Origin of the sequence: Janthinobacterium sp. SUN120, from assembly GCF_030397735.1 — a bacterium.
GTDB lineage: Bacteria > Pseudomonadota > Gammaproteobacteria > Burkholderiales > Burkholderiaceae_D > Janthinobacterium > Janthinobacterium kumbetense.
Map to the genome: position 1 here is coordinate 410608 of NZ_JAPUBW010000004.1, position 23219 is coordinate 433826.

General features: G+C 62.2%; 20 protein-coding genes and 1 rRNA gene. 9 read left to right on the forward strand and 12 right to left on the reverse strand.

The annotated features are described in order from the left end of the window. Positions 1 to 91 precede the first annotated feature (91 nt). From bioB to O0879_RS22505, 9 genes are all read right to left on the reverse strand, one after another. Entirely contained in the window at positions 92 to 1138 is a 1047-nt protein-coding gene (gene bioB / locus O0879_RS22465; RefSeq protein WP_099666034.1) for a biotin synthase BioB, read from the reverse strand. 32 nt (positions 1139 to 1170) lie between these two features. Continuing rightward, on the reverse strand, positions 1171 to 1962 hold the full coding sequence (gene bioD, locus O0879_RS22470) for a dethiobiotin synthase (protein WP_099666035.1): 792 nt from the start codon (positions 1960 to 1962) through the stop codon (positions 1171 to 1173). Next, positions 1952 to 3148 (reverse strand): 8-amino-7-oxononanoate synthase, encoded by a 1197-nt coding sequence (bioF, locus tag O0879_RS22475; protein WP_289918835.1) that lies wholly within the window; start codon positions 3146 to 3148, stop codon positions 1952 to 1954. The genes bioD and bioF overlap by 11 nt, the downstream gene beginning before the upstream one ends. A gap of 1 nt (position 3149) precedes the next feature. Beyond that, positions 3150 to 4478, reverse strand: a complete 1329-nt coding sequence (gene bioA, locus O0879_RS22480) for an adenosylmethionine--8-amino-7-oxononanoate transaminase (protein ID WP_289918838.1) — start codon at positions 4476 to 4478, stop codon at positions 3150 to 3152. Positions 4479 to 4523: 45 nt separating this feature from the next. After that, positions 4524 to 5312: an enoyl-CoA hydratase/isomerase family protein gene (locus O0879_RS22485; RefSeq protein WP_251349686.1), complete on the reverse strand. Its 789-nt coding sequence runs from the start codon at positions 5310 to 5312 to the stop codon at positions 4524 to 4526. Positions 5313 to 5333: 21 nt separating this feature from the next. Beyond that, positions 5334 to 6956: a carboxyl transferase domain-containing protein gene (locus O0879_RS22490; protein ID WP_289918840.1), complete on the reverse strand. Its 1623-nt coding sequence runs from the start codon at positions 6954 to 6956 to the stop codon at positions 5334 to 5336. Between the two features lie 40 nt (positions 6957 to 6996). Continuing rightward, on the reverse strand, positions 6997 to 7449 hold the full coding sequence (locus tag O0879_RS22495) for a YchJ family metal-binding protein (protein WP_289918843.1): 453 nt from the start codon (positions 7447 to 7449) through the stop codon (positions 6997 to 6999). Positions 7450 to 7528: 79 nt separating this feature from the next. Beyond that, positions 7529 to 8815: a D-amino acid dehydrogenase gene (locus tag O0879_RS22500; RefSeq protein WP_289918844.1), complete on the reverse strand. Its 1287-nt coding sequence runs from the start codon at positions 8813 to 8815 to the stop codon at positions 7529 to 7531. A 91-nt stretch (positions 8816 to 8906) separates the two neighbouring features. Then, the gene (locus tag O0879_RS22505) at positions 8907 to 10244 is read right to left on the reverse strand and encodes a serine hydrolase (protein ID WP_289918846.1); all 1338 of its coding nucleotides are present in this window, start codon (positions 10242 to 10244) and stop codon (positions 8907 to 8909) included. Between the two features lie 227 nt (positions 10245 to 10471). On the opposite strand from O0879_RS22505, the gene O0879_RS22510 reads away from it, so the two are divergent. Then, positions 10472 to 11212 (forward strand): GntR family transcriptional regulator, encoded by a 741-nt coding sequence (locus O0879_RS22510; protein WP_289918848.1) that lies wholly within the window; start codon positions 10472 to 10474, stop codon positions 11210 to 11212. 2 nt (positions 11213 to 11214) lie between these two features. Here O0879_RS22510 and O0879_RS22515 read toward each other — a convergent pair whose 3' ends face one another. Both O0879_RS22515 and O0879_RS22520 read right to left on the reverse strand, forming a co-directional pair. Then, on the reverse strand, positions 11215 to 12348 hold the full coding sequence (locus O0879_RS22515; protein ID WP_289918850.1) for a nuclear transport factor 2 family protein: 1134 nt from the start codon (positions 12346 to 12348) through the stop codon (positions 11215 to 11217). 142 nt (positions 12349 to 12490) lie between these two features. After that, positions 12491 to 13549, reverse strand: coding sequence for a helix-turn-helix transcriptional regulator (locus tag O0879_RS22520; RefSeq protein WP_289918852.1), 1059 nt, complete (start codon positions 13547 to 13549; stop codon positions 12491 to 12493). Between the two features lie 228 nt (positions 13550 to 13777). On the opposite strand from O0879_RS22520, the gene O0879_RS22525 reads away from it, so the two are divergent. The 7 genes from O0879_RS22525 to O0879_RS22555 all read left to right on the forward strand — a co-directional run bounded on the left by O0879_RS22525 (position 13778) and on the right by O0879_RS22555 (position 21239). Next, entirely contained in the window at positions 13778 to 14659 is an 882-nt protein-coding gene (locus O0879_RS22525; protein WP_099666046.1) for an N-acetylmuramic acid 6-phosphate etherase, read from the forward strand. Between the two features lie 45 nt (positions 14660 to 14704). Next, positions 14705 to 16015, forward strand: coding sequence for an MFS transporter (locus O0879_RS22530; RefSeq protein ID WP_289918854.1), 1311 nt, complete (start codon positions 14705 to 14707; stop codon positions 16013 to 16015). A 90-nt stretch (positions 16016 to 16105) separates the two neighbouring features. Continuing rightward, positions 16106 to 17767 carry a family 10 glycosylhydrolase gene (locus tag O0879_RS22535; RefSeq protein ID WP_289918855.1) on the forward strand — a complete coding sequence of 554 codons (1662 nt, stop codon included), beginning with the start codon at positions 16106 to 16108 and terminating at the stop codon, positions 17765 to 17767. A gap of 130 nt (positions 17768 to 17897) precedes the next feature. Next, complete coding sequence (locus O0879_RS22540) at positions 17898 to 18842, forward strand: BadF/BadG/BcrA/BcrD ATPase family protein (protein WP_354670196.1); 945 nt, start codon at positions 17898 to 17900, stop codon at positions 18840 to 18842. Further along, the gene (locus O0879_RS22545; protein ID WP_289912643.1) at positions 18839 to 19639 is read left to right on the forward strand and encodes an N-acetylmuramoyl-L-alanine amidase; all 801 of its coding nucleotides are present in this window, start codon (positions 18839 to 18841) and stop codon (positions 19637 to 19639) included. Before O0879_RS22540 ends, O0879_RS22545 begins: the two co-directional genes overlap by 4 nt. Before the next feature lie 83 nt (positions 19640 to 19722). Next, complete coding sequence (locus tag O0879_RS22550) at positions 19723 to 20625, forward strand: LysR substrate-binding domain-containing protein (protein WP_289918857.1); 903 nt, start codon at positions 19723 to 19725, stop codon at positions 20623 to 20625. Next, complete coding sequence (locus O0879_RS22555) at positions 20625 to 21239, forward strand: M15 family metallopeptidase (protein ID WP_251349700.1); 615 nt, start codon at positions 20625 to 20627, stop codon at positions 21237 to 21239. The genes O0879_RS22550 and O0879_RS22555 overlap by 1 nt, the downstream gene beginning before the upstream one ends. Here the strand turns inward: O0879_RS22555 and O0879_RS22560 are convergent, their stop codons facing one another. Continuing rightward, entirely contained in the window at positions 21240 to 22619 is a 1380-nt protein-coding gene (locus O0879_RS22560; RefSeq protein WP_289918858.1) for a sodium-dependent transporter, read from the reverse strand. A 487-nt stretch (positions 22620 to 23106) separates the two neighbouring features. Here O0879_RS22560 and O0879_RS22565 point away from each other — a divergent pair. Continuing rightward, positions 23107 to 23219, forward strand: a 16S ribosomal RNA gene (locus tag O0879_RS22565); the annotation flags it as partial.

Below are 23219 nucleotides of genomic sequence, written 5' to 3' on the forward strand. Positions count from 1 at the left end.
CTCTCTCTTTGCAGCTCGTGGCTGGAAGTTTTTTATCTGAGGTGTCGCGATGAAGGAATGCGCCCTGGTGGGGCGCATTCCGATGGCTGGATCAGCAGCCGCACTTCTCTTTCTGTACCGAGTCCAGCATGGCGCCGCGCGTTTGCAGGCCCAGCTTGTTCAACAGGACGCGGTCGTCTTCCGCTTCCGGGTTGTCGGTGGTGAGCAGCTTGTCGCCGTAGAAGATGGAATTGGCGCCAGCCAGGAAGCACATGGCTTGCACGGCTTCGCCCATCTGGCGGCGACCCGCCGACAGGCGCACGCGCGCCTTCGGCATGGTGATGCGGGCCACGGCGATGGTGCGCACGAATTCGAACGGATCGAGCGCTTCCATGCCGTACAGTGGCGTGCCTTCCACCTGCACCAGGTGGTTGACGGGCACCGATTCCGGATACGGATTCAGATTGGCCAGCTGGGCGATCAGGCCCGCGCGCTGCAAGCGCGTTTCACCCATGCCGACGATGCCGCCGCAGCATACTTTCAAGCCCGCTTCGCGCACGCGGCCCAGGGTGTCCAGGCGGTCCTGGTATTCGCGCGTCGAGATGACGTTGTCGTAGAACTCGGGCGCCGTATCGAGGTTGTGGTTGTAGAAGTCGAGGCCCGCGTTCTTCAGGCGGTCCGCTTGTCCTTCTTCCAGCATACCCAAAGTAGCGCATGTTTCCAGGCCCAGCGCCTTGACCTTGGTCACCATCTCTTCGACTTTTTCCATGTCGCGCTCTTTCGGGCTGCGCCAGGCGGCGCCCATGCAGAAGCGCGTGGCGCCGTTGGCTTTTGCCTGGCGCGCCGCGTCGAGCACCGTGTCGATGTCGAGGATTTTTTTCGCTTCCACGCCCGTGTCGTAGCGGGCCGCCTGCGGGCAGTAGCCGCAGTCTTCCTCGCAGCCGCCCGTCTTGATCGACAACAGGGTCGCCAGTTCCACGTCGCCGTCGGGGAAGTTGACGCGGTGGGTTTGCTGGGCCTTGAACATCAGGTCATTGAATGGCAGGTCGAACAGGGCCAGCACGTCGGCGACGGGCCAGGTGGCCGCTTCCGGCACGGTGATGCGCGCCGCAGGGCGGTGCAGTTCGACGGTTTTTGCTGCTTCTTGGACTAAAGACATGGTGATTCCTTCGCTTCTATTTTTTAGCTACATTAAGTGTTGGGATGCTGCGCCGGCCAGTTGGGCAAGCCGGTGAAATCGAGATACGCCGCCGCCGCTTGCGCGCTCGGCTGCGCCAGGCGCGGCACCCTGCCCAGCAGCGGCGCCGGGATGCGCTCGATCAGCGCATCGATATTTTCGTCGAGGAAGCGCATTTCCACTTCCAGCGTGTTGGCGACCCAGCCGACGACCGTCAAGCCGCGCGCTTCGACGGCTTCCACCGTCAGCAAGGCCTGGCTGATGCAGCCCAGGCGCATGCCGACCACGAGGATCACGGGCAGGTCGAGTTGCTGCGCCAGGTCGGCCGAGTCGAAACCGGGCGACAGCGGCACGCGGAAACCGCCCACGCCTTCGACCACCACGGCGTCCGAGGCGGCGGCGATTTCCAGGTAGGCGGCCAGGATGGGCACCGATTCGATGCTGACGCCTTCCAGTGCGGCGGCGATATGCGGCGCGGCCGGTTCCTTCAGCATGTAGGGCGTCGTCAGGCTGCGCAGCATGGTGACGTTGCCGGCCGCGATCAGGCTGTCGGCGTCTTCATTATGCAGTTCGCCATCGCGCATTTCGGCGCCGGCGGCGACCGGCTTCATGCCGCAGGCGCGCACGCCGCGCGCGACCAGCGCGTGCAGCAGGGCCGACGACGTCAATGTCTTGCCGATTTCCGTGTCGGTGCCGGTGACGAAACAGGCAAAGCGCGAGGGCAGGCCGGCAATGGCCGGAGCCGGCTGCACGGCCGGCGCCAGGTCCGCCAGCACTTCCGCCACGATAGGATCATCAAGGCTCATGGCGAGTCCTTTCCAGGGTGTTGACTGCGTTGATTAATTGCGCCACTTCCTGCGCCGTATGGCCGGCCGACAGGGTTACGCGCAGGCGCGCCGACCCCGCCGGCACGGTGGGCGGGCGGATGGCGCCGACCCACAGGCCCTGTTCATACAGGGTGGCGGCGATGTCCAGCATGTCCGCGTTCTCGCCGATGATGACGGGCTGGATGGCGGTCACCGAGGGCAAGGCTTGCCAGCGTTGCAGCTGCAGGCCGTCGTTCCATTGCGCCACCAGCGCCGCCAGGTGGGCGCGGCGCTGCCGGCCTTCCTCGCCGGCGATGATGTCCAGGCTGGCCAGCAGCGCATGCGCCAGCGCGGGCGCGGCCGCCGTGGTGAAGATGTAGGGGCGCGCCTTTTGTATCAGGGTGTCGATCACGGCTTCGTGCGCGCACACAAAGGCGCCGCCCACGCCGGCCGACTTGCCCAGGGTGCCCACGTAGACGAGGTAGGGCGAATGCAGGTCGAAGTGTTCGAGCGCGCCGCGGCCGTTGGCTCCCAGCGCGCCGAAGCCGTGCGCGTCGTCGACCACCAGCCAGGCGCCGTAATGTTCGCACAGGGCCAGCAGCGCGGGCAGCGGCGCCAGGTCGCCATCCATGCTGAAGACGCTGTCGGTGACGACGATTTTCGTTTTTGCCGTGCTGGCCGCCAGCAGGGCCGCCAGGGCGTCGAGGTCGGCGTGCGGATATACGCGCGTTTTCACGCGGGCCAGGCGCGTGCCGTCGATCAGCGAAGCGTGGTTCAGCGCTTCCGAGAAAATCTCCGCGTCCGCGTCGCCCGCCGACAGGGCCGTCAGCACGGCCAGATTAGCCATGTAGCCGGTGCAGAAATACAGGGCGCGGGCGTTTTCCAGGTTGGCGCCAACGAACGTCGCCAGGCGCTCTTCCAGCTGCGCGTGGGCGCGGCCATGGCCGCTGATCAGGTGCGACGCGCCGCTGCCGGCGCCATACAGGTCGGCGCCCTCTTTCAGCGCCGCCACGATGCGCGGATGCGACGCCAGGCCCAGGTAGTCATTGCTGCAAAAGGCCAGCATGTCGCGGCCATCGACCGTCAGGCGCGGCGCGCACGGCGTGTCGACGGTGCGCCGGCGGCGGATCAGGCTGCGCTCTTCCAGCCCTTGCAGCTGCTGTTGCAATCGGGCGATCAGTTCCATCTCAGGCCCCGATCACATGATTGAAGACGGCCAGGGTCTGCTGGCCCAGGCCCGCGATCTCCGCGTCGTCGAGTATGTACGGCGGCATCAGGTAGACGGTGGAACCGATGGGGCGCATCAGCAGTTCATGTTCCAGCGCCGTGCTGAAGAAGCGGCGCGAGAAATCGGGCGCCGCGTCGACGGCGTCAAACGCCCAGATCATGCCCTGCTGGCGGAAGTTTTTTACCTTGTTATGCTGCGCCAGCGGCGCCAGCGCTTGCGTGATCTTGTCGGCGCGCACGCGGTTGGTGGCCAGCACATCGTCTTCCTCGAAGATGGACAGCGTCGCCAGCGCGGCGCGGCAAGCCAGCGGGTTGCCCGTGTACGAGTGCGAATGCAGGAAGCCGCGGCGCACGTCGGTGCTGTAGAAGGCCTGGTAGATGTCTTCGCGCGTCATCACCAGCGATAAAGGCAGATAGCCGCCGCTGATGCCTTTCGACAGGCAGACGAAATCGGGCCAGATGCCGGCCTGTTCGCAGGCAAAGAAAGTGCCAGTGCGGCCGCAGCCGACGGCGATTTCATCGAGGATCAGATGGACTTGATAGCGGTCGCACAGGGCGCGCACCAGCGACAGGTACAGCGGGTCGTGCATGGCCATGCCCGTGGCGCACTGCACCAGCGGTTCGATGATGATGGCGGCAATCTTGTCGGCCTTTTGCTGGAACAGCTGTTCCACTTCGGCCGCCGCGCGGCGCGCCACGTCCTCGGCGGACTCGCCTTCCGTCGCCTGGCGGAAGTCGGGCGACATCACCGTCTGCGTTGCCCGCAGCAAGGGGCCGTAGGCATCCTTGAACAGGGCCACGTCCGTGACGGCCAGCGCGCCGATGGTTTCGCCGTGGTAGCTGCCTTTCAGGCAGACGAATTCCTGTTTTTCACTTTTGCCGCTGTTGCGCCAGGCGTGAAAACTCATTTTCAGGGCGATTTCCACGGCCGACGCCCCGTCGGACGCATAAAAACTGTGGCCAAGCACGCCGCCCGTCAAGGCGGAGAGCTTTTCCGACAGCTCGATCACCGGTTCATGCGTGAAACCGGCCAGCATCGCGTGTTCCAGGCGGTCCAGCTGGTCCTTCAGCTCCGCATTGATGCGCGGATTCGCGTGGCCGAACAGGTTCACCCACCAGGAGCTGATGGCGTCCAGGTAGCGTCGTCCTTCGTGATCATACAGCCATGCGCCGCGGCCGTGGCTGACGGGGATCAATGGGACCGTCTCGTGGTGCTGCATCTGTGTGCAAGGATGCCACACGCTGCGCAGACTGCGTTCGACCCAGCCCGATTGTTTTTCTGCTTTCAAAACTGCTCCAATGATATTCTTAGTCCATGAGCTTTGGACTATTAACTAGCCCATGAGCCAACTCGGCTTGCGCTTGTCGAGGAACGATTGCACGCCTTCGCGTCCCTGCTCCGAGGCGCGGATCTGCGCGATGCGCTCGGCGGTGTCCGCCAGCAGCGCCTCGTCGACGGGTTGGCCGACGATCTCGCGCACCAGCGTTTTCGCTTGCGCCACGGCGTGCGGGCTGTTGCCCGTCAGCGCCTTGAGCACCTCGGCCGTTTTCGCGTCCAGCGCGTCTGCCTCGACTACCTCGTGGGCAAAGCCGATGCGCAGCGCTTCCTGAGCGGAGAATCGCTCGGCGGTCAGGAAATAGCGGCGTGCCGCGTTTTCGCCCATGGCCTTGATGACATACGGTGAAATAGTGGCGGGAATCAGTCCCAGCCGCACTTCGCTCAGGCAGAAATGCACGTCTTCCGCAACCAGAATGATATCGCATGCGGCGACGAGGCCCATGCCGCCCGCATAGCAGTCGCCCTGGACCTTCGCCACCACGGGTTTCGGACACAGGTAAATCGTGCGCAGCATCTGCGCCAGCTGCAGCGCGTCGGCCTGGTTTTCGGCATGCGTGTAGCCTGCCATCTTCTTCATCCAGTTCAAGTCCGCGCCGGCGCAGAAGGCGGCGCCATTGGCGGCCAGCACGATGGCGCGCACCATGTCGCTGCGTCCCAGGCCCTCGAAGGCGCGCGCCAGTTCGGCGATCGTCGTCTCGTTGAAGGCGTTGCGCACGTCGGGGCGGTTCAGGGTCACGGTGGCGACATTGCCTTCGATGACCAGCTTTAAGGTTTCAAATTCCATTATCTTCTCCCTGAATGCCGCTTACATGCGGAATACGCCGAACTTCGTGTCCGGGATTTCCGCGTTCAAGGCGGCCGACAGGCCCAGGCCCAGCACCATGCGGGTGTCGGCCGGGTCGATCACGCCATCGTCCCACAGGCGCGCGGTGGCGTAGTACGGGTGGCCCTGGTGTTCGTATTGCTCCTTGATCGGCTGCTTGAAGGCCGCTTCCTCGTCCGCGCTCCACTGCCCGCCCTTGCCTTCGATACCGTCACGCTTGACGGTGGCCAGCACGGAGGCTGCCTGGTCGCCGCCCATGACGGAAATGCGGGCATTCGGCCACATCCACATGAAGCGGGGCGAAAACGCGCGGCCGCACATGCCGTAATTGCCGGCGCCGAAGCTGCCGCCGATGATCACCGTGAACTTTGGCACGCTAGCCGTCGCGACGGCCGTCACCATCTTGGCGCCATTGCGGGCGATGCCCTCGTTTTCGTATTTGCGGCCCACCATGAAGCCCGTGATGTTTTGCAGGAAGACGAGCGGGATCTTGCGCTGGCAGCACAATTCGATGAAATGCGTGCCTTTCAGGGCCGATTCAGAGAACAAGATACCGTTATTGGCGATGATGCCGACTTTTACGCCATAGATGTGCGCGAAGCCGCAGATCAGGGTGGTGCCGTAGCGGGCCTTGAATTCGTCGAAATCGCTGCCGTCGACGATGCGCGCGATCACCTCGCGCACGTCGAACGGTTTGCGCGTGTCGACGGGGATCACGCCATACAGTTCCTGCGTCGGGTATTTCGGTTCGACGGAGTCGCGCAAGGCCATCTGCTGCGGTTTTTTACGGTTCAGGTTCGAGACGATGGTGCGCGCCAGCGACAGCGCATGCAAGTCGTTCTGCGCCAGGTGGTCGACCACGCCGGACAAACGCGTGTGCACGTCGCCGCCGCCCAGGTCTTCGGCCGTCACCACTTCTCCCGTCGCCGCTTTCACCAGCGGCGGGCCGCCGAGGAAAATCGTGCCCTGTTCCTTGACGATGATCGATTCGTCGCTCATGGCCGGCACGTAGGCGCCGCCCGCCGTGCAAGAGCCCATCACCACGGCGATTTGCGGGATGCCCTTGGCCGACAGGTTCGCCTGGTTGTAGAAGATGCGGCCGAAATGGTCGCGGTCGGGGAAGACGTCGTCCTGGTTCGGCAAGTTGGCGCCGCCCGAATCGACCAAATAAATGCAGGGCAGGTTGTTCTGGTCGGCGATTTCCTGGGCGCGCAAATGCTTTTTCACCGTCATCGGGTAATACGTGCCGCCCTTGACGGTGGCGTCGTTGCAGACGATGACGCATTCCTGGCCCGAGACCCTGCCGATGCCCGTGATGATGCCGGCGGCCGGCGCCGCATCGACGCCCTTGGCGTCCTGGTACATGGCGTAAGCCGCCATCTGGGAAAACTCGAGGAAGGGCGTGCCGGGATCGAGCAGCATCTGCACGCGGTCGCGCGGCAGCAGCTTGCCGCGCGCCAGGTGCTTGGCGGCCGCCGCCTCGCCGCCGCCGGCCGCGATTTTCTCCACCTTGTCGCGCAAATCGTCGACGATGGCTTGCATGGCCGCGGCATTGGCCTTGAAATCTTCACTGCGCGGATTGAGTTTGCTTTCGATGTGCGGCATTGCGGTTCCTTTTTATTATCGCCCGGTCTCTCGGGTCGCGCTATTCGGGAAAACTGCCGTCGAGATAAAACCAGCGCAGGGCGCCACCACCGCTATTGTCCGCCTCGCGCACGAAGCGGCTCACTTCATGCAGGCGGTGCGCGCGGCCGTTGACCTTGTAGCGGGCCACGAATTCCACGCTGTCGCGCTGTATCTCTTCGGCTTGATCTGCTGATTCTGCTTTACGTTGACGTAAACGTAAAGCAGATTTTACATCAAGTCCCAGCCAGTGGACTTTTTCTTCTTCGGCGAATAAGGCGTCGGTGGGACAGGTGCTGGCGTGCCAGGTGGCGCGCAGATAGGGCTCGTCGCGCAAGGTGAAGGCAGTGTAGCGCGAGCGCATCAGGGCTTCGGCCGTGGGCGGCACGGCGTCGCCCGCGATATACGGGCCGCAGCAACTGGCGTAGGAGGCGCCGCCACAGGGGCAGGCGGCAGATGTCGAGGGTGTGGGCATGCGCTGGCAGACAGGGAACGGAAAAGTTCCGCAATTATCCGCCATAAAGGCAGCGGCGCGTGCGCGCCGCCTTGGGCAGCTATTTTTTCGGGCTGAGGAAGTCCAGCGCGAACGGCGGCGCCTTGCCCGCCATGAGGTCGGCCAGGATGCGCGCCGTGCCGGCGGCAAAGGTAAAGCCCAGCGGACCATGGCCCACGTTCAGCCACAGATTGCCGACTTTGCTGGCGCCCACCAGCGGCGCGCTGTTCGGCGTGGCGGGGCGCAGGCCGGCCCAGGCCGTGGCCTGGTCGTAATCGGCGCCGTGCGGCATGGCTTCGCGCGCCAGCCGCGTCAGGCCGGCGATGCGGTTCCAGTCGATGCTGTTGTCGGCGCCCACCATGTCGACCATGGCGGCCACGCGCAGGTCGCCGCCTATGCGCGCATACAGCACCTTGCGTTCGAAATCCGTGATGCTGATCTCGGGCGCCTGGTCCTGTGCGCGGATGGGCGCCGTCAGGCTGTAGCCCTTCAGCGGGTACAGGGGCAGGTAGACGCCTGCCGTGGCGGCCAGGTCGCGGCTCTGGATGCCGGCCGCCAGCACATAGTGATCCGCTTGCAGCAAGCCCAGGCTGGTATCGACGCCCGTGATCCTGCCCTTGTGCGTGACGAGGCGGCGCGCCTCGCCCTTCAGCAGCAGGGAAAAATTCGGGTGCTGCAGCAAACGCGCTTCCAGGGCCAGGCAAAAGGCGTGGCAATCGGCCACGGCTTCTCCTTCGGTAAAAATGCCGCCCGCCAGGGCACCCTGCAGGGCCGCCAGCGCCGGTTCGCGCTGCACGGCTTCCAGCGGCGACAGCACGACGCGCGCCTCTTCCGACTCCGGCCGGGCCACGGCCCGTTGAAAGATGGCGGGCGTGCGGTAGACGATGAGTTTACCTGCATCGCGCCAGGCATACGCTTCCGGCGGCACCGTCAATTCCAGCTGCGCCATGCCGGCGCGGCTCCATTCGCCCAATTGCAGCAGCTTGGCCGTCGTGCGGGCATTGCTGGCGCTGTTGCAATTGCGCAAGAAACTGGCCATCCAGCGCCATTGGCGCCAGTCCGCCTCGGGACGGAAGCGCAGCGGACCGTCTTTTTGCAGCAGCCACTGCAAGGCTTTGAAGGGCACGCCCGCGTCCGCCAAGGGTGCCACATAGCGATAGCTGAGCTGGCCGCCATTGCGGTAGCTGGCGGCGATCGCCACTTGTTCATTGCGTTCCAGTACAGTGACCCTGTAGCCGGCCTCGGCCAGCCACCAGGCCGATGTCAGACCGACGATGCCGCCGCCGATGATGATGACTTGTTGCTGCATGTTGCCTCGCTGCGTTGCGCTCCCATGGTGCGGGAGCATTCGGGAAGAGCTTAGAGGCTGGCCGGTCGGGGAGCCAATGAAACATCATGGTGCAGCCATAACTTTCAGGAATGCACTATTTCAGTGCAAATTATTCATGCTTGTCAATCGCACCACGGTATAGGGTGGTGAGTATCAATTCCTCGCTGCGACCCATGGCGGAATACGTGCCCGGATAGCGTTCGGGATCGCTGCCCGTGCCGCCCACCAGCATCACCATGCCGTTCCGGTTCTTGAAGTCGAGCACGAAGGCGGACACCAGGCCATACGCGTCGCCCAAATGGCCGACGGCCGTGAAGCTGGCGCCCTCGACCAGGCCGTTGCCCTGCCCCGCCACCGCGTCGAATTGCTGGTTGCCCAGCCCCCAGGCGCGGTACAGGCCCCGCTCGCTGTCGCCATTGCTGGCGTCTGGCGCCAATTGCCATTGCCGGCCAAACATCAGTGCGATGCTGGCCGGCTGCAATAGCTGCTGATCCTGGTAGCGGCCACCGTCGAGCAGCATTTGCATGACCTTGCCCAGTCCCGCGGCGGAAATGCGCAAGCCGCCCGTGGGACTGAAGACGGTGGCGTTGCTGCCGATCACATAGCTGGCCATCCCGGCCGGTGGACGCTGGTAAAAATCGTCGGCCTGGGCGATCCATGGCCCGTGCGGCTGCCACACTTCCGTCTCCAGCGTGCGCTTGCGGTACAGGGTGGCCGTATTTGCGACCTCTTCCGGGGAAAAGGCGGTCGGGTTGTAGCCGCCGCGCACGTCGAGGGGATCGAGCAGCAGACGGCGCATCAGCAAGTCGAAGCGCTCGCCCGTGACTTTTTCCATCACCGTGCCGATCACGCCCCAGTTCAGGTTGGCATACGTAAAGTAGCGGCCCGGCGCTGCGGCGCGATCCCACATGCTGTCGCCGCCGGCCGTAAACACGTCGCGCAGGCTGCGTTCCGGCCCCCAGGCGTAGCCGCCCGCGTCGCGCAGCGAGGAAGTGTGGCTGAGCAAGCTGCGCAGGGTCAACGGTTGCTGGGGGAAATGCGGGTTGCGCAGGGAAAAGCCCAGATAGATGCCCACGTCCTGATCCAGGCTCAGCTTGCCCTGCTCAACCAGCCGCATCAGGCCCAGCGTGGTCATCATCTTCGAGACGGAAGCGATGCGGAACAGGGTGGCGGGCGTCACGGGCAAGCTGTCCGCCGGCGTGGCGGCCATGTGCCGGTAGCCAAATTGTTGCTGATACGACACCTTGCCATGGCGGATGGCCAGCACGGACAGGCTGGCCAGCGGGTGGGCCGTATCGTCGACGATGGCGGCCAGCGTGGCATCGAGCGCGCGCGGCCCTACGTTTTGAGAGACCAAGTCGCTGCCGCTGCCGGGCGGGGCGGCCAGCGCGCTCCAGGTCGTGCCCAGCAGCAGCAAGCCCAGTAAACCCGTCATTTTATTGTGCATGTTTCCCTGTTGTCCGATGTGGTGGAGGCGTCACCAGCATAGGGCGCGATGGTTTACATGGCTAATGAAAATTGCTTATTTATCTATAATACAAAGCTATACGTACGGTAAAACATTGTTTTTTTAAGTGTATAACCGTTATTTATGGTCATTTTCCATTTATTCATGGGTGGACGGGCTACGCGCAGGCGCCATCGCTATTACACTAGGAGGACAAGGAGAACTGTATGAGCCAGACCAGCGTAGAACTCAAGGTCGATTTAAATGACAATTCGCCTTTATATATGCAGATCGCCCGCAAGCTGAGCGATGACGTACGCAACGGCCGCTACCAGGTAGACCAGGCCCTGCCATCCGAACGTACCCTGTCCGAACTGCTTGACGTATCGCGCGTGACTGCCCGCAAGGCCATCGACCAGCTCGTCGAGCAAGGTCTCGTCGTGCGCCGCCGCGGCTCGGGCAACTATATTGCCCCGCGCATCGAGCAACCGCTGTCGAACCTGTCGAGCTTTTCCGAGCAGTTGCAGCAGCGCGGCTACCGCCCCGGTTCGCGCTGGCTCAAGCGCGATGTCGTCATCGCCAGCAGCGATGAACAGCTGAGCCTGGGCCTGGCGCAGAACACGAAAGTGGCGCGCCTGGAGCGCTTGCGCCTGGCCGACGACGTCGTGATGGCGTATGAAGTGAGCGTGCTGCCGTTCAGCGTGGTGCCGGACCCGGATAGCATGGGCGACTCGCTGTATGAATACTTGAGCAGCATCAAGAAGGCCCCCGTGCGCGCCTTGCAGCACATCCGCGCCATGAATGCGACGGACGTGCTGGCCAAGCAGCTGGGCATCCCCGATGGCCAGGCCGTGCTGTTCATCACGCGCATCGCCTACCTGGAGTCGGGCGAAGCGGTGGAACTCACGCATTCGTATTGCCGCAGCGATCATTACGATTTTGTGGCGGAAATGCGCCGCGCCCCGTAAATCTACTGCTCGAGTAGGCGGATCATGGATTCCGCCACGCCAACGGACGATTCCCAGCTCATGCCCGTCACCAGCCGGCCGTCGACCTCGACGTGGCTCTTGCCGTTGGCGCCGTGCCTGAATATGCCGCCATGGCCCTTGATGCTCGCTTCTGCCGAAAAGGGGTAGGCCTTGTATACGGGCGATTCCTTGTTGAGAAACGCATCGGGGAACGAGGTGAGCACCTTGCCCTGGATCAGGAAAGTACCGTCACGCAGCTTCAGATTCTTGATGCCCTCGGTGCCATGGCAGATGGCCGCGATCACCCCGCCTTGTTGTTCGTAGATACGCAAGGCGATGTCCTGCAGCGGCTTGTTGTCCGGGATGCCGACGATGGCCGCGCCGCCGCCGACGAAAGCCATGCCCGCATAGTCGTCTGCCCGGACCTCGGCGACGGGCTTGGTATGGGCCAGTGCCCACATGAAATCACTGTCGTACAGATGCTTCTTGAGCAGCTCGTCCGACGTGACGATCATTTCCAGGGGAATGGCGCCCCCCTCGGGACTGACGAAATCGACGGTATACCCTGCTTTGCGAAATGCATCATAGGTATACGCGATCTCCGGAAAATTATTGCCTGCGTTAACCTTTGTGCCGGGATATTGATGCACATTCGACACGACCAGCAGCACCTTGCGTGCCTGGCGCGGGGCTGCCGGCTCGCGATCTGCCGACTTGCTGATGATCTTCCAGTTGCCGGCGATCTTTTTCAACAGAAAGACATCCACATAGCGCACCCCTTGCTGGGGAATATGGATCTCGGCCTTGGCGGTGGCCACCTTGCCGCTCACATCCACCTTGATCAGCCGCCCGTGGCGCCCATTGAATTGCCCTATTTTCTCTTGGGAAAAGAGTTTGGCGTATTCCGGACCGCTCAACTCCCATTCCGCATCGTTTTTGCCGTCCAGGTAAAGGCGGGAATTGGCATAAAAGGCCTGGTTGATCTCGCTCTGCACGTTAAAGCTGGTGCCATGCATATACAAGCGCACGGTTTCCCGGATGGCATTTTCGTCCTGGTCTGCGGTTGCGGCGGTGACGGCGGCGGTGATGCTTAACAAGCAACAGGCGAGTATCGTTCGCAATAAAAACTGAATCATGGATGTACCCTGCATGTAGAACTGCGTTTATCGGAGCAACGACCATTTCAGATCGCTGGTGGTCGATAATTTATCGAAATGCAGGGGAATTGATATCGCCAAACATGATTTCAGACTCCGGAATGGCGATTCCGGAGAGGTTTTACGCGGAAATGGCCCTGGCCGCCTGGCTGGATTGGGCCCGGAAGCTGGCGGGAGTCTGGCCAGCCACTTTCTTGAAGGTCGAATAGAAGGTGGAACTGGAATTGAACCCGCAGCGCTCGGCGACGCTATCCATGTTCCATTGTGGCTCGTCGCTCAATACCTGTTTCGCTTCGGCGATACGGTATTCGTTGACGTAGGTAGTGAAGCTCTTGCCCAGCTTGTCATTCAATACCTGCGACACCTGCGCCTGCGTGCATCCCGCCCGCTTGGCGAGTTGGGCCAGGGTCAGGTTCGGATTCAGATAGGATTTCTGCCCGCTCATCTGTTGTTCCAGCGCGGCGAGCACGGCAAGCGTATCTTCGTGCGTCAGGCGGCTATTCCGGTACTTTTGCTGCGGGTCGGCAGGCGCCAGGATTTCCTTTCTCAGCAGAAAGACCATCACCGCCACATGCAGCGAGAAGGTGAACGACAAGGCGCCGACAATATAGGACGTGAACGGCGTGCTTGCGTACGCCGCCAACATGAGACAACTGCCTGCAAAGACGCTCAGCAGGAGCACGCTGCTGGTCGCCATCCGCTGTCCCTCGTTCCACCATGCGCGGCGGCTTTGCCACAGCAGCCTGGCGGTTGCCAGCAGGTAGCATAGCCAGAACACATGAATGGCATGGCTCGACTGGTTCCACACAGCACGATACGCGGAATACGGAAAGGCAACACCAATGCCGATCAGCAGGAAGGACAAGCCCAGATGCCAGCGCCATTCTTGTCCGGCAGGCCGTTGCGCCAGCCCGGCGATGAAGGCGCGTACATAGAGATAGGTCAAAGGACCGATCAGCAGGCAGGCCGACAGGCCCAGCTGGCGGAATTCGATGGCGATCGCAGGATTGAAGTAGAGGAAAGCGGACTTGGCGGTGCGCACCCCGACGGCAAGCAGCAATGCCCCCAGCATGCAGTCGGCGAGGCAGCGGGGCCGGCGGCTGAAAAAATAGACGGCCAGGAAAATGCCGTTGATGGCGCCGAGGGCGCTAAACAGGAACAGCAATTGGCGAGCGATCATGGGGCGTGTCGTGGATGTTGGCGTCGAACTGAAGTATAGACATAAACGGGTCTGAAACTTGCCTCTGGGCCACTGAATGAACAAATTCAGCAACTGGTTTGCCGCCGTAGCGAAGTACGCCTAGTTGCACTGGCCATAAACTCCCGTTATGCCCGCCCGCCATCCTTTCATGGTTGATCCCGCTCGTTGGTATTAAACTGGTTTCACGGTCAACCATGTTCTGAAATCATGTTGAAAACTGAAACCCCGAGCCGGCGGCATCCGGACCTGGACCTGTATCCGGTGGAGCAACTGGTGGCGGCGCTGGTCGACGACCAGTTCTGGGCCGTCGAAGCCGTTCGGTTGGCGTCGCCCGGCATTGCTGCCGCCATCACGGCCGCCCTGCCCCGCATCGCGGCCGGCGGGCGCCTGCTGTACGTGGGCGCGGGCACGTCGGGACGCCTGGGCGTGCTCGACAGCGTTGAACTCAATCCCACGTTTTCCTGGCCGCCCGAGCGGGCCGTCGCCATCCTGGCCGGCGGCGCGGGCGCCATGTTCACGGCCGTCGAAGGGGCGGAAGATGATTTACAGCAAGGCGAGGCGGACTTGCTGGCCCTGCAGCCGCAGAGCAATGATGTGGTGATCCTGCTGGCCGCGTCCGGCGCCACGCCGTATGTGCTGGGCGCGCTGCTGGCCGCGCGCAAGGCCGGCGCCTTGACGATCGGCATCGCCAACAATGTGGACGCCCCCGTGGCGCACGAGGCGCAATGCGGCATCGTGCTCGACACAGGCACGGAAGTCATTTCCGGCAGCACGCGCCTGAAGGCGGGCACGGCGCAAAAAATCACCTTGAACACGATTTCCAGCGCCCTGATGGTCGGTTTGCACAAAACTTACGGAAACTTGATGGTAGACTTGAAGCCGACCAACGCCAAGCTGATCTGGCGGGCTGTGCGTCTGACCATGCACGCCACCGGCGCCAGCGAAGTGCAGGCCAGGACCGTGCTGGAGCAATGCCACTATCACGTCAAGGTGGCGATTGTTGCCTTGATCAAAAAAATCAACACAAACCAGGCACAGGCATTGTTGGCCGGCGCGGACGGCAGTGTGCGGGCGGCACTGGCGGCGTGATCCGATGGCGCGGCATTCTTCTGTCTGGGAGACAAAGAAGGATGTATGGAGCTTGTGAAACAAACCGCCCCGGCGCGCGCGAATAAGCCGTCAAATAAGCCGTGGCTGTGGATCCCTTCCCTGTATTTTGGCCAGGGCATCCCCTATGTTGTTGTCATGACACTGTCCGTGATCATGTACAAGAACTACGGCTTTTCCAATACGGATATCGCGCTGTATACCAGCTGGTTGTACTTGCCCTGGGTTATCAAGCCCCTGTGGTCGCCCTTCATCGATATGTACCGCACCAAGCGCTTCTGGATCGTCGGCTTGCAGCTGGTGATCGGCGCCGCGCTGGCGCTGGTGGCCCTGACGACGTCCCTGCCCCATTTTTTCCAGATCAGCCTGGCCATCTTCTGGCTGATGGCTTTCAGTTCCGCCACGCATGACATCGCCGCCGACGGCTTTTATATGCTGGGCCTGGAAGAGCACCAGCAGGCAGCCTTCGTTGGCGTGCGCAGCACGTTTTACCGCCTGGCGATGATCGCCGGCCAGGGCGGCCTCGTGTATCTGGCCGGCTACCTGACGCATGCGACGGGCAATGTGCAGCTGGCCTGGTCCGTCGTGTTCGCCATCCTGGCGGGCCTGTTCATCGCCCTCTTCCTGTATCACTATTTCATTTTGCCCAAGCCCAAGGATGACCGGCCCAGCATCCAGGGCGCCGGTATTTCTCCTTTGCAAGAGTTTATCGCCACCTTTGCTTCCTTCTTCAAGAAGAAGGATATTCTCGTCATCCTGGGCTTTTTGCTGCTGTTCCGCCTGGGCGAAGCGCAACTGTTGAAGCTGGCCGCGCCCTTCCTGCTCGACCCCGTCGCCAAAGGCGGCCTGGGCCTCAGCACGGAACAGGTGGGCCTCGTCTACGGCACCATCGGCGTCATCGCCCTGACCCTGGGCGGCTTGCTGGGCGGATTCATCATTTCCCGTTTCGGCTTGAAACGCTGCCTGTGGATCATGGTGCTGTCCGTCCACTTGCCCGACCTGGTCTTCGTTTACCTGGCCACCGCCTTGCCCAGCAGCATTTATGTGATCGCCGGCGGTATTGCGTTGGAGCAATTTGGCTATGGCTTCGGTTTCGCGTCCTACATGCTGTACATGATCATGGTCTCCGATGGCGCGCATAAAACGGCCCATTACGCCATTTGCACGGGGTTCATGGCCCTGGGCATGATGTTGCCGGGTATGGCCAGCGGCTGGATACAGCAAATGCTCGGTTACCAGCATTTCTTCATCTGGGTGTGCATCGCCACCATTCCTGCTTTCATCATGGCCGCGCTGGTCAAGATCGATCCCGAATTCGGCAAGAAGGCCGAGGCCTGATTCTTTTGAACGGTGCGCCCGCAAGGATGGCGGGCGCACAGTAAAATGCCCCACCGATAGACCTGCGCTCCACCACTGCAAGGAATTGTTTTGTTGTCTACTTTTAAAAAACGCCTGGGCGCCAGCGCCGGCGTATTGGCCGCGTTGGCCACCGCCACATTGCTCAGCAGCTGTACCAGCACCAAGCTGCCTTCCGCAGTGACGCCGGGTGAAGCGGGTTTGCCGGCCGTGCCGCCCGTGCAGCACATCACGGGCGAAGTGCCGCCACCGGCGCCGCGCGAGTTCCGCGCCGCCTGGGTGTCAACCGTGGCGAATATCGACTGGCCCAGCCGCAGCAATTTGCCGGTCGCCAAGCAGCAAGCGGAAGCGCTGGCCATCCTCGACCGCGCCAAGTCCTTGAATTTGAACGCGATTGTGCTGCAAGTGCGGCCCAGCGCCGACACGATATACCCGTCCCAGCTGGAGCCTTGGTCGGAATACCTGACGGGCAAGCAAGGCCAGCCGCCGTTGCCTTTGTATGACCCGCTGGCCTTCTGGGTGGCTCAGGCGCATGCGCGGGGACTGGAATTGCACGCCTGGTTCAATCCCTACCGTGCCCGCCACGCGACGGCCAAGTCGCCGCTGGCGCGCGACAGTTTCGCGTCCACCAACCCGGCATCCGTCAAACAATACGGCCGCTACCTGTGGATGGACCCGGGCGACGCCGCCGCTTCCAAGCACACGACGGACGTGGTGCTCGACGTGGTGCGCCGCTACGATATTGACGGCGTGCACATCGACGATTACTTTTATCCGTATCCGATCGACGCGCCAGGCGCCGGCGCCGGTGCGGAAACAGCCGCGCTGGACGCGGGCAATGGCGGCGCCAAGCGCGAACTGCCGTTTCCCGATGAGCCTTCCTGGCAGCAATATCTGCTGGCTGGCGGTCAGCTGGATCGTCCGTCCTGGCGCCGCCAGAACGTCAACCAGTTGATCGAAGCGTTATATACAGGCATTCACCGCGAAAAGAGCTGGGTGCGCTTCGGCATCAGCCCGTTCGGCATCGGCCGTCCCGACCGCCGCCCTGCCGGCATCGTCGGTTTCAGCCAGTACGACAAATTGTATGCGGATGCGGAACTGTGGCTGGCCAAGGGCTGGCTCGATTACCTGTCGCCGCAGCTGTACTGGCCCGTGGCGCAGGCGCCGCAAGCATTTGGCGTGCTGCTCGACTACTGGCTGGCGCAAAACCCGTATGGCCGCCACGTGTGGCCGGGTTTGTATACGAGCCGCATCGACAATTCCGCCAAGTCCTTCACGCCGCAAGAGATCATCAAGCAGATCGAAGTGACGCGCACGCGCCCCGGCGCGAATGGACAAGTGCATTTCAGCATGGTGCCCCTGATGCAGAACCGCAAGGGTGTCAGCGACCAGCTCAAGGCGAGCGTGTATCAAAGCCCTGCCCTGATTCCCGCCACGCCGTGGCTGGGCAAGGAAGCGCCCGGCACGCCTGTGCTGGCCTTGCGCCGCGATTCCACCAGCCTGAACGTCAAATTGGCGGCGGGCGGCGGCAAACCCGTGGCGCAGTACGCCGTCTGGGCCCGCTACGGCGAAGACTGGCGCTTTACCGTGGTCACGGGCGTGCAGGGCGAACTGACCCTGGTCGACGATGCCACCGGCAAAGTCAATGCGGTGGTGGTCAGCGCCGTGGACCGCCTCGGCAATGAAAGCCCCCGCGTCACCGTGCGCGAACCGTTTGCGGCCCCCGCCAAGTAGTTGCTGAGCGTTTATCCGTAGTCCATAACCTGCAGGCATGAAACATGCGTAAGCTTTCATGCCTGCAAGCTCCGCTTGGCTTTACACTCATGCCATGATTTTCTCCCCTGCAACCCATATTGATACTGCCTTGCTCGGGCTGGGCATCGACGCGGGTGGCACGCAGACGCGCTGGGCCCTGGCCAACGGGGACGGCGCCATCGTGGCTGACGGCGTCGTGGAAGGCTTGTCTGCCTTGCAAATGAGCAGCGATGCGGGCCGCGCAGCCGTGCACGCCACGTTCACCCGGCTGTGCCAGGCCGTGCTGGCTGTCGGCCAACCGCGCGCCGTGGTGGCGGGCTTGACGGGTTTTGGCGGCGACGATGCGGCGCTGGCGCCCATGCTGGCAGAGTTGCTGGCGCTGGACGCCGGTGACGTACGCTTGGGCAACGATATCGATATCGCTTATCGCGACAGTTTTGAACCCGGCGAAGGTTATCTGGTCTACGCTGGCACGGGCTCGATTGCCGCCTGGATCGATGCGGATGGCGGCTTTCACCGCGCAGGCGGGCGCGGCGTGCTGCTCGACGATGGCGGCGGCGGCTACTGGATCGCGCGTGAAGCCTTGCGCCACATCTGGCGCCGCGAAGACGAGGCGCCGGGCAGCTGGCAAGGCTCGCCTATGGCCGAGGCCGTGTTTGCGCAACTGGGCGGCAGCGACTGGTCGCTGTCGCGCGCCTTCATGTATGGCCAGGAGCGGGGCGCCATCGGCCGCCTGGCGCTGGCCGTTGCTGCCAGCGCGGATGCCGACCCGCTGGCGCTGGACATCTTGCAGCGCGCGGGACAGGAATTGGCGCGCCTGGCGCTGGCCCTGACGGCGCGCCATGGTACGCGTCCCGTCGTGCTGGCGGGCCGCGCGGCGCAGTTGCACCCGGCCATCGCGGCTGCCATGCGCGCCGCTTTGCCTGTATCGTTGACGCTGGAACAGAAAGTTGCCCGTCCACATGAAGCGGCGGCCAGGATAGCCGTCAAGACGGCTGTCAAGACACAGGCCAGCACTGAACATTTTATTAACCCGAACACGGATCTTTCATGAAAAAAATCGCCCTCGCCCTGCTGGTGGCCCTGCTCTCCGCCTGTACCACGCCCGCGCCGCACCTCGATCACAGTTTGACGGCGCGCAGCCAGAGCCCGCGCGTAAAATTCATCGTCATCCATTACACGGTCAGCGACTTGCCCCGCTCGATCAAGATCCTGACGGAACAAGTGGTCAGCAGCCATTATTTGCTGACGGACACGGACAAGCCGAAGTTTTACGTGCTGGTCGACGAATCGCGCCAGGCCAATCACGCGGGTGTGAGTAACTGGAAGACTTATACACAGTTGAATGTCAGCTCGATCGGCATCGAGATCGTCAACCCAGGTTACAAAGATACGCCGGAAGGCCGCCTCTGGTATCCATTCCCGCAGGCACAGATCGATGAGCTCATTCCCCTGTTGAAAGATATCCAGGCCCGCTACAACATTGCGCCGGAAAATATCCTCGGCCACAACGAGATCGCCCCCCAGCGCAAGCAAGATCCGGGTCCATTGTTCCCTTGGCGCCAGCTGGCCGATGCGGGCCTGATCGTGTGGCCCGATGCCAACCGTGTCGCCGCGCAGCGCCTCATTTTTGAGCAGCAAGTGCCGGATGCCGTCTGGTTCCAGAAAAAGCTGGCCCAGCACGGTTATGCGACGCCGACTACGGGCGTGTTCGACGAAGCGACGCGCAATGTGCTGATCGCTTTCCAGATGAAATATCGCAACAAGCTGTTCGATGGCACGCCCGATGGCGAAACGGCGGCCCTGCTGGAAGTGCTGACGACGCCGGCCCCGGCTGTTGCAACAAAGTAGCATGGCCGTTCCAGCCCATGACTTTTTCTTATATGCTGAACATTGACGGCCCTGGCGGCCACGGCAAGGTAAAGGAATAGCTCATGCGGTTGCGTCATATCGAAGTGTTTCACGCCATCATGCAAGTTGGCACCATCAGCGGCGCCGCCCAGGTGCTGCATATCTCGCAGCCGGCCGTGACCAAGGTCTTGCAGCATTGCGAGTTGCAACTGGGCATGCCGCTGTTCGAGCGCGTGCGGGGCAAGCTGTACCCGAAACCGGAAGCGCACCGCCTGTTTGTCGAGACGGAAAAACTCAACCGCGATTTATTGGGTATCCGCCGCTTGGCGGCCAGTCTGAAGGGCCACGCGGTGGAAACCATCCGCCTCGTGTCCACGCCGACGATCGCCATCAGCGTCTTGCCATTCGCCATGACGGAGTGGCGGCGCGACTTTCCCCACACGCGTTGTCAGCTGGCTACCCACCACACGGGCGAGATCGTCAATACCTTGCGTCTCGGCGAAGCGGACCTGGCCGTGTCCCTGCAAGACCCGCGGCATCCTGGCATCGTGGCCGAACCGCTCGCGCATGGCGTCATGACGGTGATCGCCCCCGCCGGCACCTGGTATGCGGCCGATTGCGGCACGCCCTTGACGGCGCATGGCTTGAATGGCGAGCTGATCGGCCATGCCGACAACGATCCGCTGGGCGAACTGGTGGTGGCCGCCTGCGAAGCGCAGGACATTCACCCCGTGTTTTCCACCGTGGTGCAAACCTATCAAATTGCCCGTTCCCTGGTGGAAGCGGGCGCCGGCATGGCCGTGGTCGACCCGTTTACGGCCGCCTCCGGCTCGCCCGAACGCCTGCAGCGCCGCCCTTGGGCGCCGGCTATTCCCATCCAACTGTATTTATTGACGGCGAGCCACTCGCCGCTGTCGCATGGCGCGCGGCGCCTGGCCGATAGCATCGGCGTGGCGGCGCGCAACTGCCTGGAAAGAGGAGTCTGATGTCTGTTGTAAGTTTGCAATTAGAAGCGGTCGGCAGCGATCCGCAATTTCGCCACCTGAGCAGCATCGCCGGCATCGCCGTCGACTTGCGCTATGCCACGCCCGACAATTTCGTCGGCCGCGACTTATACAGCCCCATCGATTGCGCCTGGCTGCACCGCGATGCGGCCGCCGCGCTGGAACGGGCCGTGGCCTGGCTGGCCGCGCGGCGCCCCGATCATCATTTATTGGTGCTCGACGCCTTGCGCCCGCAGCGGGTGCAGCAGCAACTGTGGGACGCGTTGCAGGGGACGGAGTTGCTCGGCTATATCGCGGAGCCGTCACGCGGCTCGATCCACTCGTTCGGCATGGCGCTCGACATCACCATCGTTGGGCCGGACGGCCGGGAACTGGATATGGGGACAGGGTTTGACGATCTGAGTGAGCGCTCGCACCCGGCGCTGGAGCTGGTTTTGCTGGAAAAGGGGGAAATTACGCAGGAGCATGTGGCACATCGCCGATTGTTGCGCGACGCCATGTTCCAGGCGGGCTTCTTCGGCATCAACAGCGAATGGTGGCATTTCGATTGCGGCGACCGGGTGCTGGTGCGCCAGACCTACACCCGGGTACTCTGATTAAAAGACCTTTAATCCCTTCAGCATCACGATCAGGATCAATACGGGCGAGACAAAGCGCAGCAGGAATAGCAGCACATGCGCCAAGGTTTGATTCTGCAACTGGCCGTGATTGCTGATCGCCTCGATGAAATGCTGCTTGCCCCAGGCCCAGCCTGTAAACAAGGCAATGGCGATGCCGCCCACGGGCAGGAAGATATTCGACGAGACAAAGTCGAACAGATCAAACATATTCAAATCGAATAACTTGAAGTCCGCCAGGGTGCTGTTACTGAGGGCGCACACGGAACCGAGCACGGCCAGCAGCAGCATGGTCACGACGGTGGCCTTGGTGCGCGCCCAGCCAAAGCGTTCATGGAAAATCACCACGGGCACTTCCATCAGCGACAGCATCGCGCCCGTGGCGGCCACGGCGGCCAGGATGAAGAACACCACCATCAGGGCTTGCCCCATGGGAATTTGCGAAAACACGGCAGGAATCGTGATGAACACCAGCGACGGCCCCGCACTGGGAGCGAAACCAAACGTGAACACGGCGGGGAAGATGGCGATGCCGGCCAGCATCGATACGCCGAGGTCGGCCGCCATCACGCGCAAGGTGGTGATGGGGATATTCTGGTCGTCACGGAAATAGCTGCCGTAGGTCATCATCGTGCCCATGCCGACGGACAATTTAAAGAAGGCCAGGCCCATGGCCGTCAGCACGACGGACGCCGTCAGCTTGGAAAAATCGGGACGGAACAGAAACGCCAGGCCTTCGCCCGCCTTGTCCAGCGACAGGCTGACCGCGCACAGCAGCAACAGCAGCAGGAACAGCAGCGGCATCAGTTTCTTGGCAATCGCCTCGATGCCCTTGGTCACGCCCAGCATCAATATGCCGCCGATAAACAGCAGCACGCCCCATTGCCACAACAGCGATTGCAAAGGATTGCTGATCAGGGAGGCGAAGGCCGCTTCCGTCACCAGTTTGTCGCTGCTGAGGATGGAACCGTCGATGGCTTTGGCGATATAGGCAAACACCCAGCCCACCACTTCCGAGTAAAACGCCACGATCAGGAAGGCGGCCACCATGCCGATGACGCCGACCAGCCACCAGGGCTTGCCCTTCGGCGCCAGCTGTTCCATGGTCGAGATCGGGTTGACCTTGGCGCGGCGTCCCAGGGTGATTTCCGCGATCATCACGGGCAACCCTACTAATAAGGTGGCGAGTAAATAGATGAGCAGGAAGCCGGCGCCGCCATTGGCACCCGTCAAGTAGGGGAACTTCCAGATATTGCCGAGACCGACTGCGGAACCGAGGGTGGCGGCGAGCACGCCGAAGCCAGTGGTAAAGCCAGCTCGTTTCAGGGTCAGGCCTGATCCTTGAGCTTGTTGTTTCATGGTGAATCTTCTATGGATGGACGCGAATGTGCGCTGAGGGGGCGAAATTGTAGCAGTTGGCCGCAAATACCCCGGAAAAGCCTTGCTACTCCCGGGGCGCTTTGCTATAGTTCGCCTCCCCAATGAGACGCACTGGTTTGCGGCACAAAAGGGACAGCCTTCCGGGGCTGGGTAGTAGAAAAGAAGGTGTTGACGATTGTGCTGAAATGCTTCATACTCTTCCTTCTTCGCAGCTGACAAACACAACGCTTTGTCGATAGCGCGAAAGCAGTACCGAATACAGTTCTTTAACAATTAACAGTCGATAAGTGTGGGCATTTGATGTCAGTGCAGCGTCAATCTTCGGATTGGCGTAATACTTAAAATATATCAAATGTTCACAAGAAATAATGAAATAGGCGCTACGAAAGTAGTGGCCTGTCAGTTTTTTGAGTGAGCGACCCATCAGCAATGATGGTGCCGGTAAAACGGCAAAGTAACAGAGATTAAACTGAAGAGTTTGATCCTGGCTCAGATTGAACGCTGGCGGCATGCCTTACACATGCAAGTCGAACGGCAGCACGGAGCTTGCTCTGGTGGCGAGTGGCGAACGGGTGAGTA

Excerpts from the sequence above, each read along its gene's own strand:
- bioB (WP_099666034.1), bottom strand. The coding sequence starts at position 1,138 with ATGTCTTTAGTCCAAGAAGCAGCAAAAACCGTCGAACTGCACCGCCCT.
- bioD (WP_099666035.1), bottom strand. The coding sequence starts at position 1,962 with ATGAGCCTTGATGATCCTATCGTGGCGGAAGTGCTGGCGGACCTGGCG.
- bioF (WP_289918835.1), bottom strand. The coding sequence starts at position 3,148 with ATGGAACTGATCGCCCGATTGCAACAGCAGCTGCAAGGGCTGGAAGAG.
- O0879_RS22485 (WP_251349686.1), bottom strand. The coding sequence starts at position 5,312 with ATGGAATTTGAAACCTTAAAGCTGGTCATCGAAGGCAATGTCGCCACC.
- O0879_RS22490 (WP_289918840.1), bottom strand. The coding sequence starts at position 6,956 with ATGCCGCACATCGAAAGCAAACTCAATCCGCGCAGTGAAGATTTCAAG.
- O0879_RS22495 (WP_289918843.1), bottom strand. The coding sequence starts at position 7,449 with ATGCCCACACCCTCGACATCTGCCGCCTGCCCCTGTGGCGGCGCCTCC.
- O0879_RS22500 (WP_289918844.1), bottom strand. The coding sequence starts at position 8,815 with ATGCTCCCGCACCATGGGAGCGCAACGCAGCGAGGCAACATGCAGCAA.
- O0879_RS22505 (WP_289918846.1), bottom strand. The coding sequence starts at position 10,244 with ATGCACAATAAAATGACGGGTTTACTGGGCTTGCTGCTGCTGGGCACG.
- O0879_RS22510 (WP_289918848.1), top strand. The coding sequence starts at position 10,472 with ATGAGCCAGACCAGCGTAGAACTCAAGGTCGATTTAAATGACAATTCG.
- O0879_RS22515 (WP_289918850.1), bottom strand. The coding sequence starts at position 12,348 with ATGATTCAGTTTTTATTGCGAACGATACTCGCCTGTTGCTTGTTAAGC.
- O0879_RS22520 (WP_289918852.1), bottom strand. The coding sequence starts at position 13,549 with ATGATCGCTCGCCAATTGCTGTTCCTGTTTAGCGCCCTCGGCGCCATC.
- O0879_RS22525 (WP_099666046.1), top strand. The coding sequence starts at position 13,778 with ATGTTGAAAACTGAAACCCCGAGCCGGCGGCATCCGGACCTGGACCTG.
- O0879_RS22530 (WP_289918854.1), top strand. The coding sequence starts at position 14,705 with ATGGAGCTTGTGAAACAAACCGCCCCGGCGCGCGCGAATAAGCCGTCA.
- O0879_RS22545 (WP_289912643.1), top strand. The coding sequence starts at position 18,839 with ATGAAAAAAATCGCCCTCGCCCTGCTGGTGGCCCTGCTCTCCGCCTGT.
- O0879_RS22550 (WP_289918857.1), top strand. The coding sequence starts at position 19,723 with ATGCGGTTGCGTCATATCGAAGTGTTTCACGCCATCATGCAAGTTGGC.
- O0879_RS22555 (WP_251349700.1), top strand. The coding sequence starts at position 20,625 with ATGTCTGTTGTAAGTTTGCAATTAGAAGCGGTCGGCAGCGATCCGCAA.
- O0879_RS22560 (WP_289918858.1), bottom strand. The coding sequence starts at position 22,619 with ATGAAACAACAAGCTCAAGGATCAGGCCTGACCCTGAAACGAGCTGGC.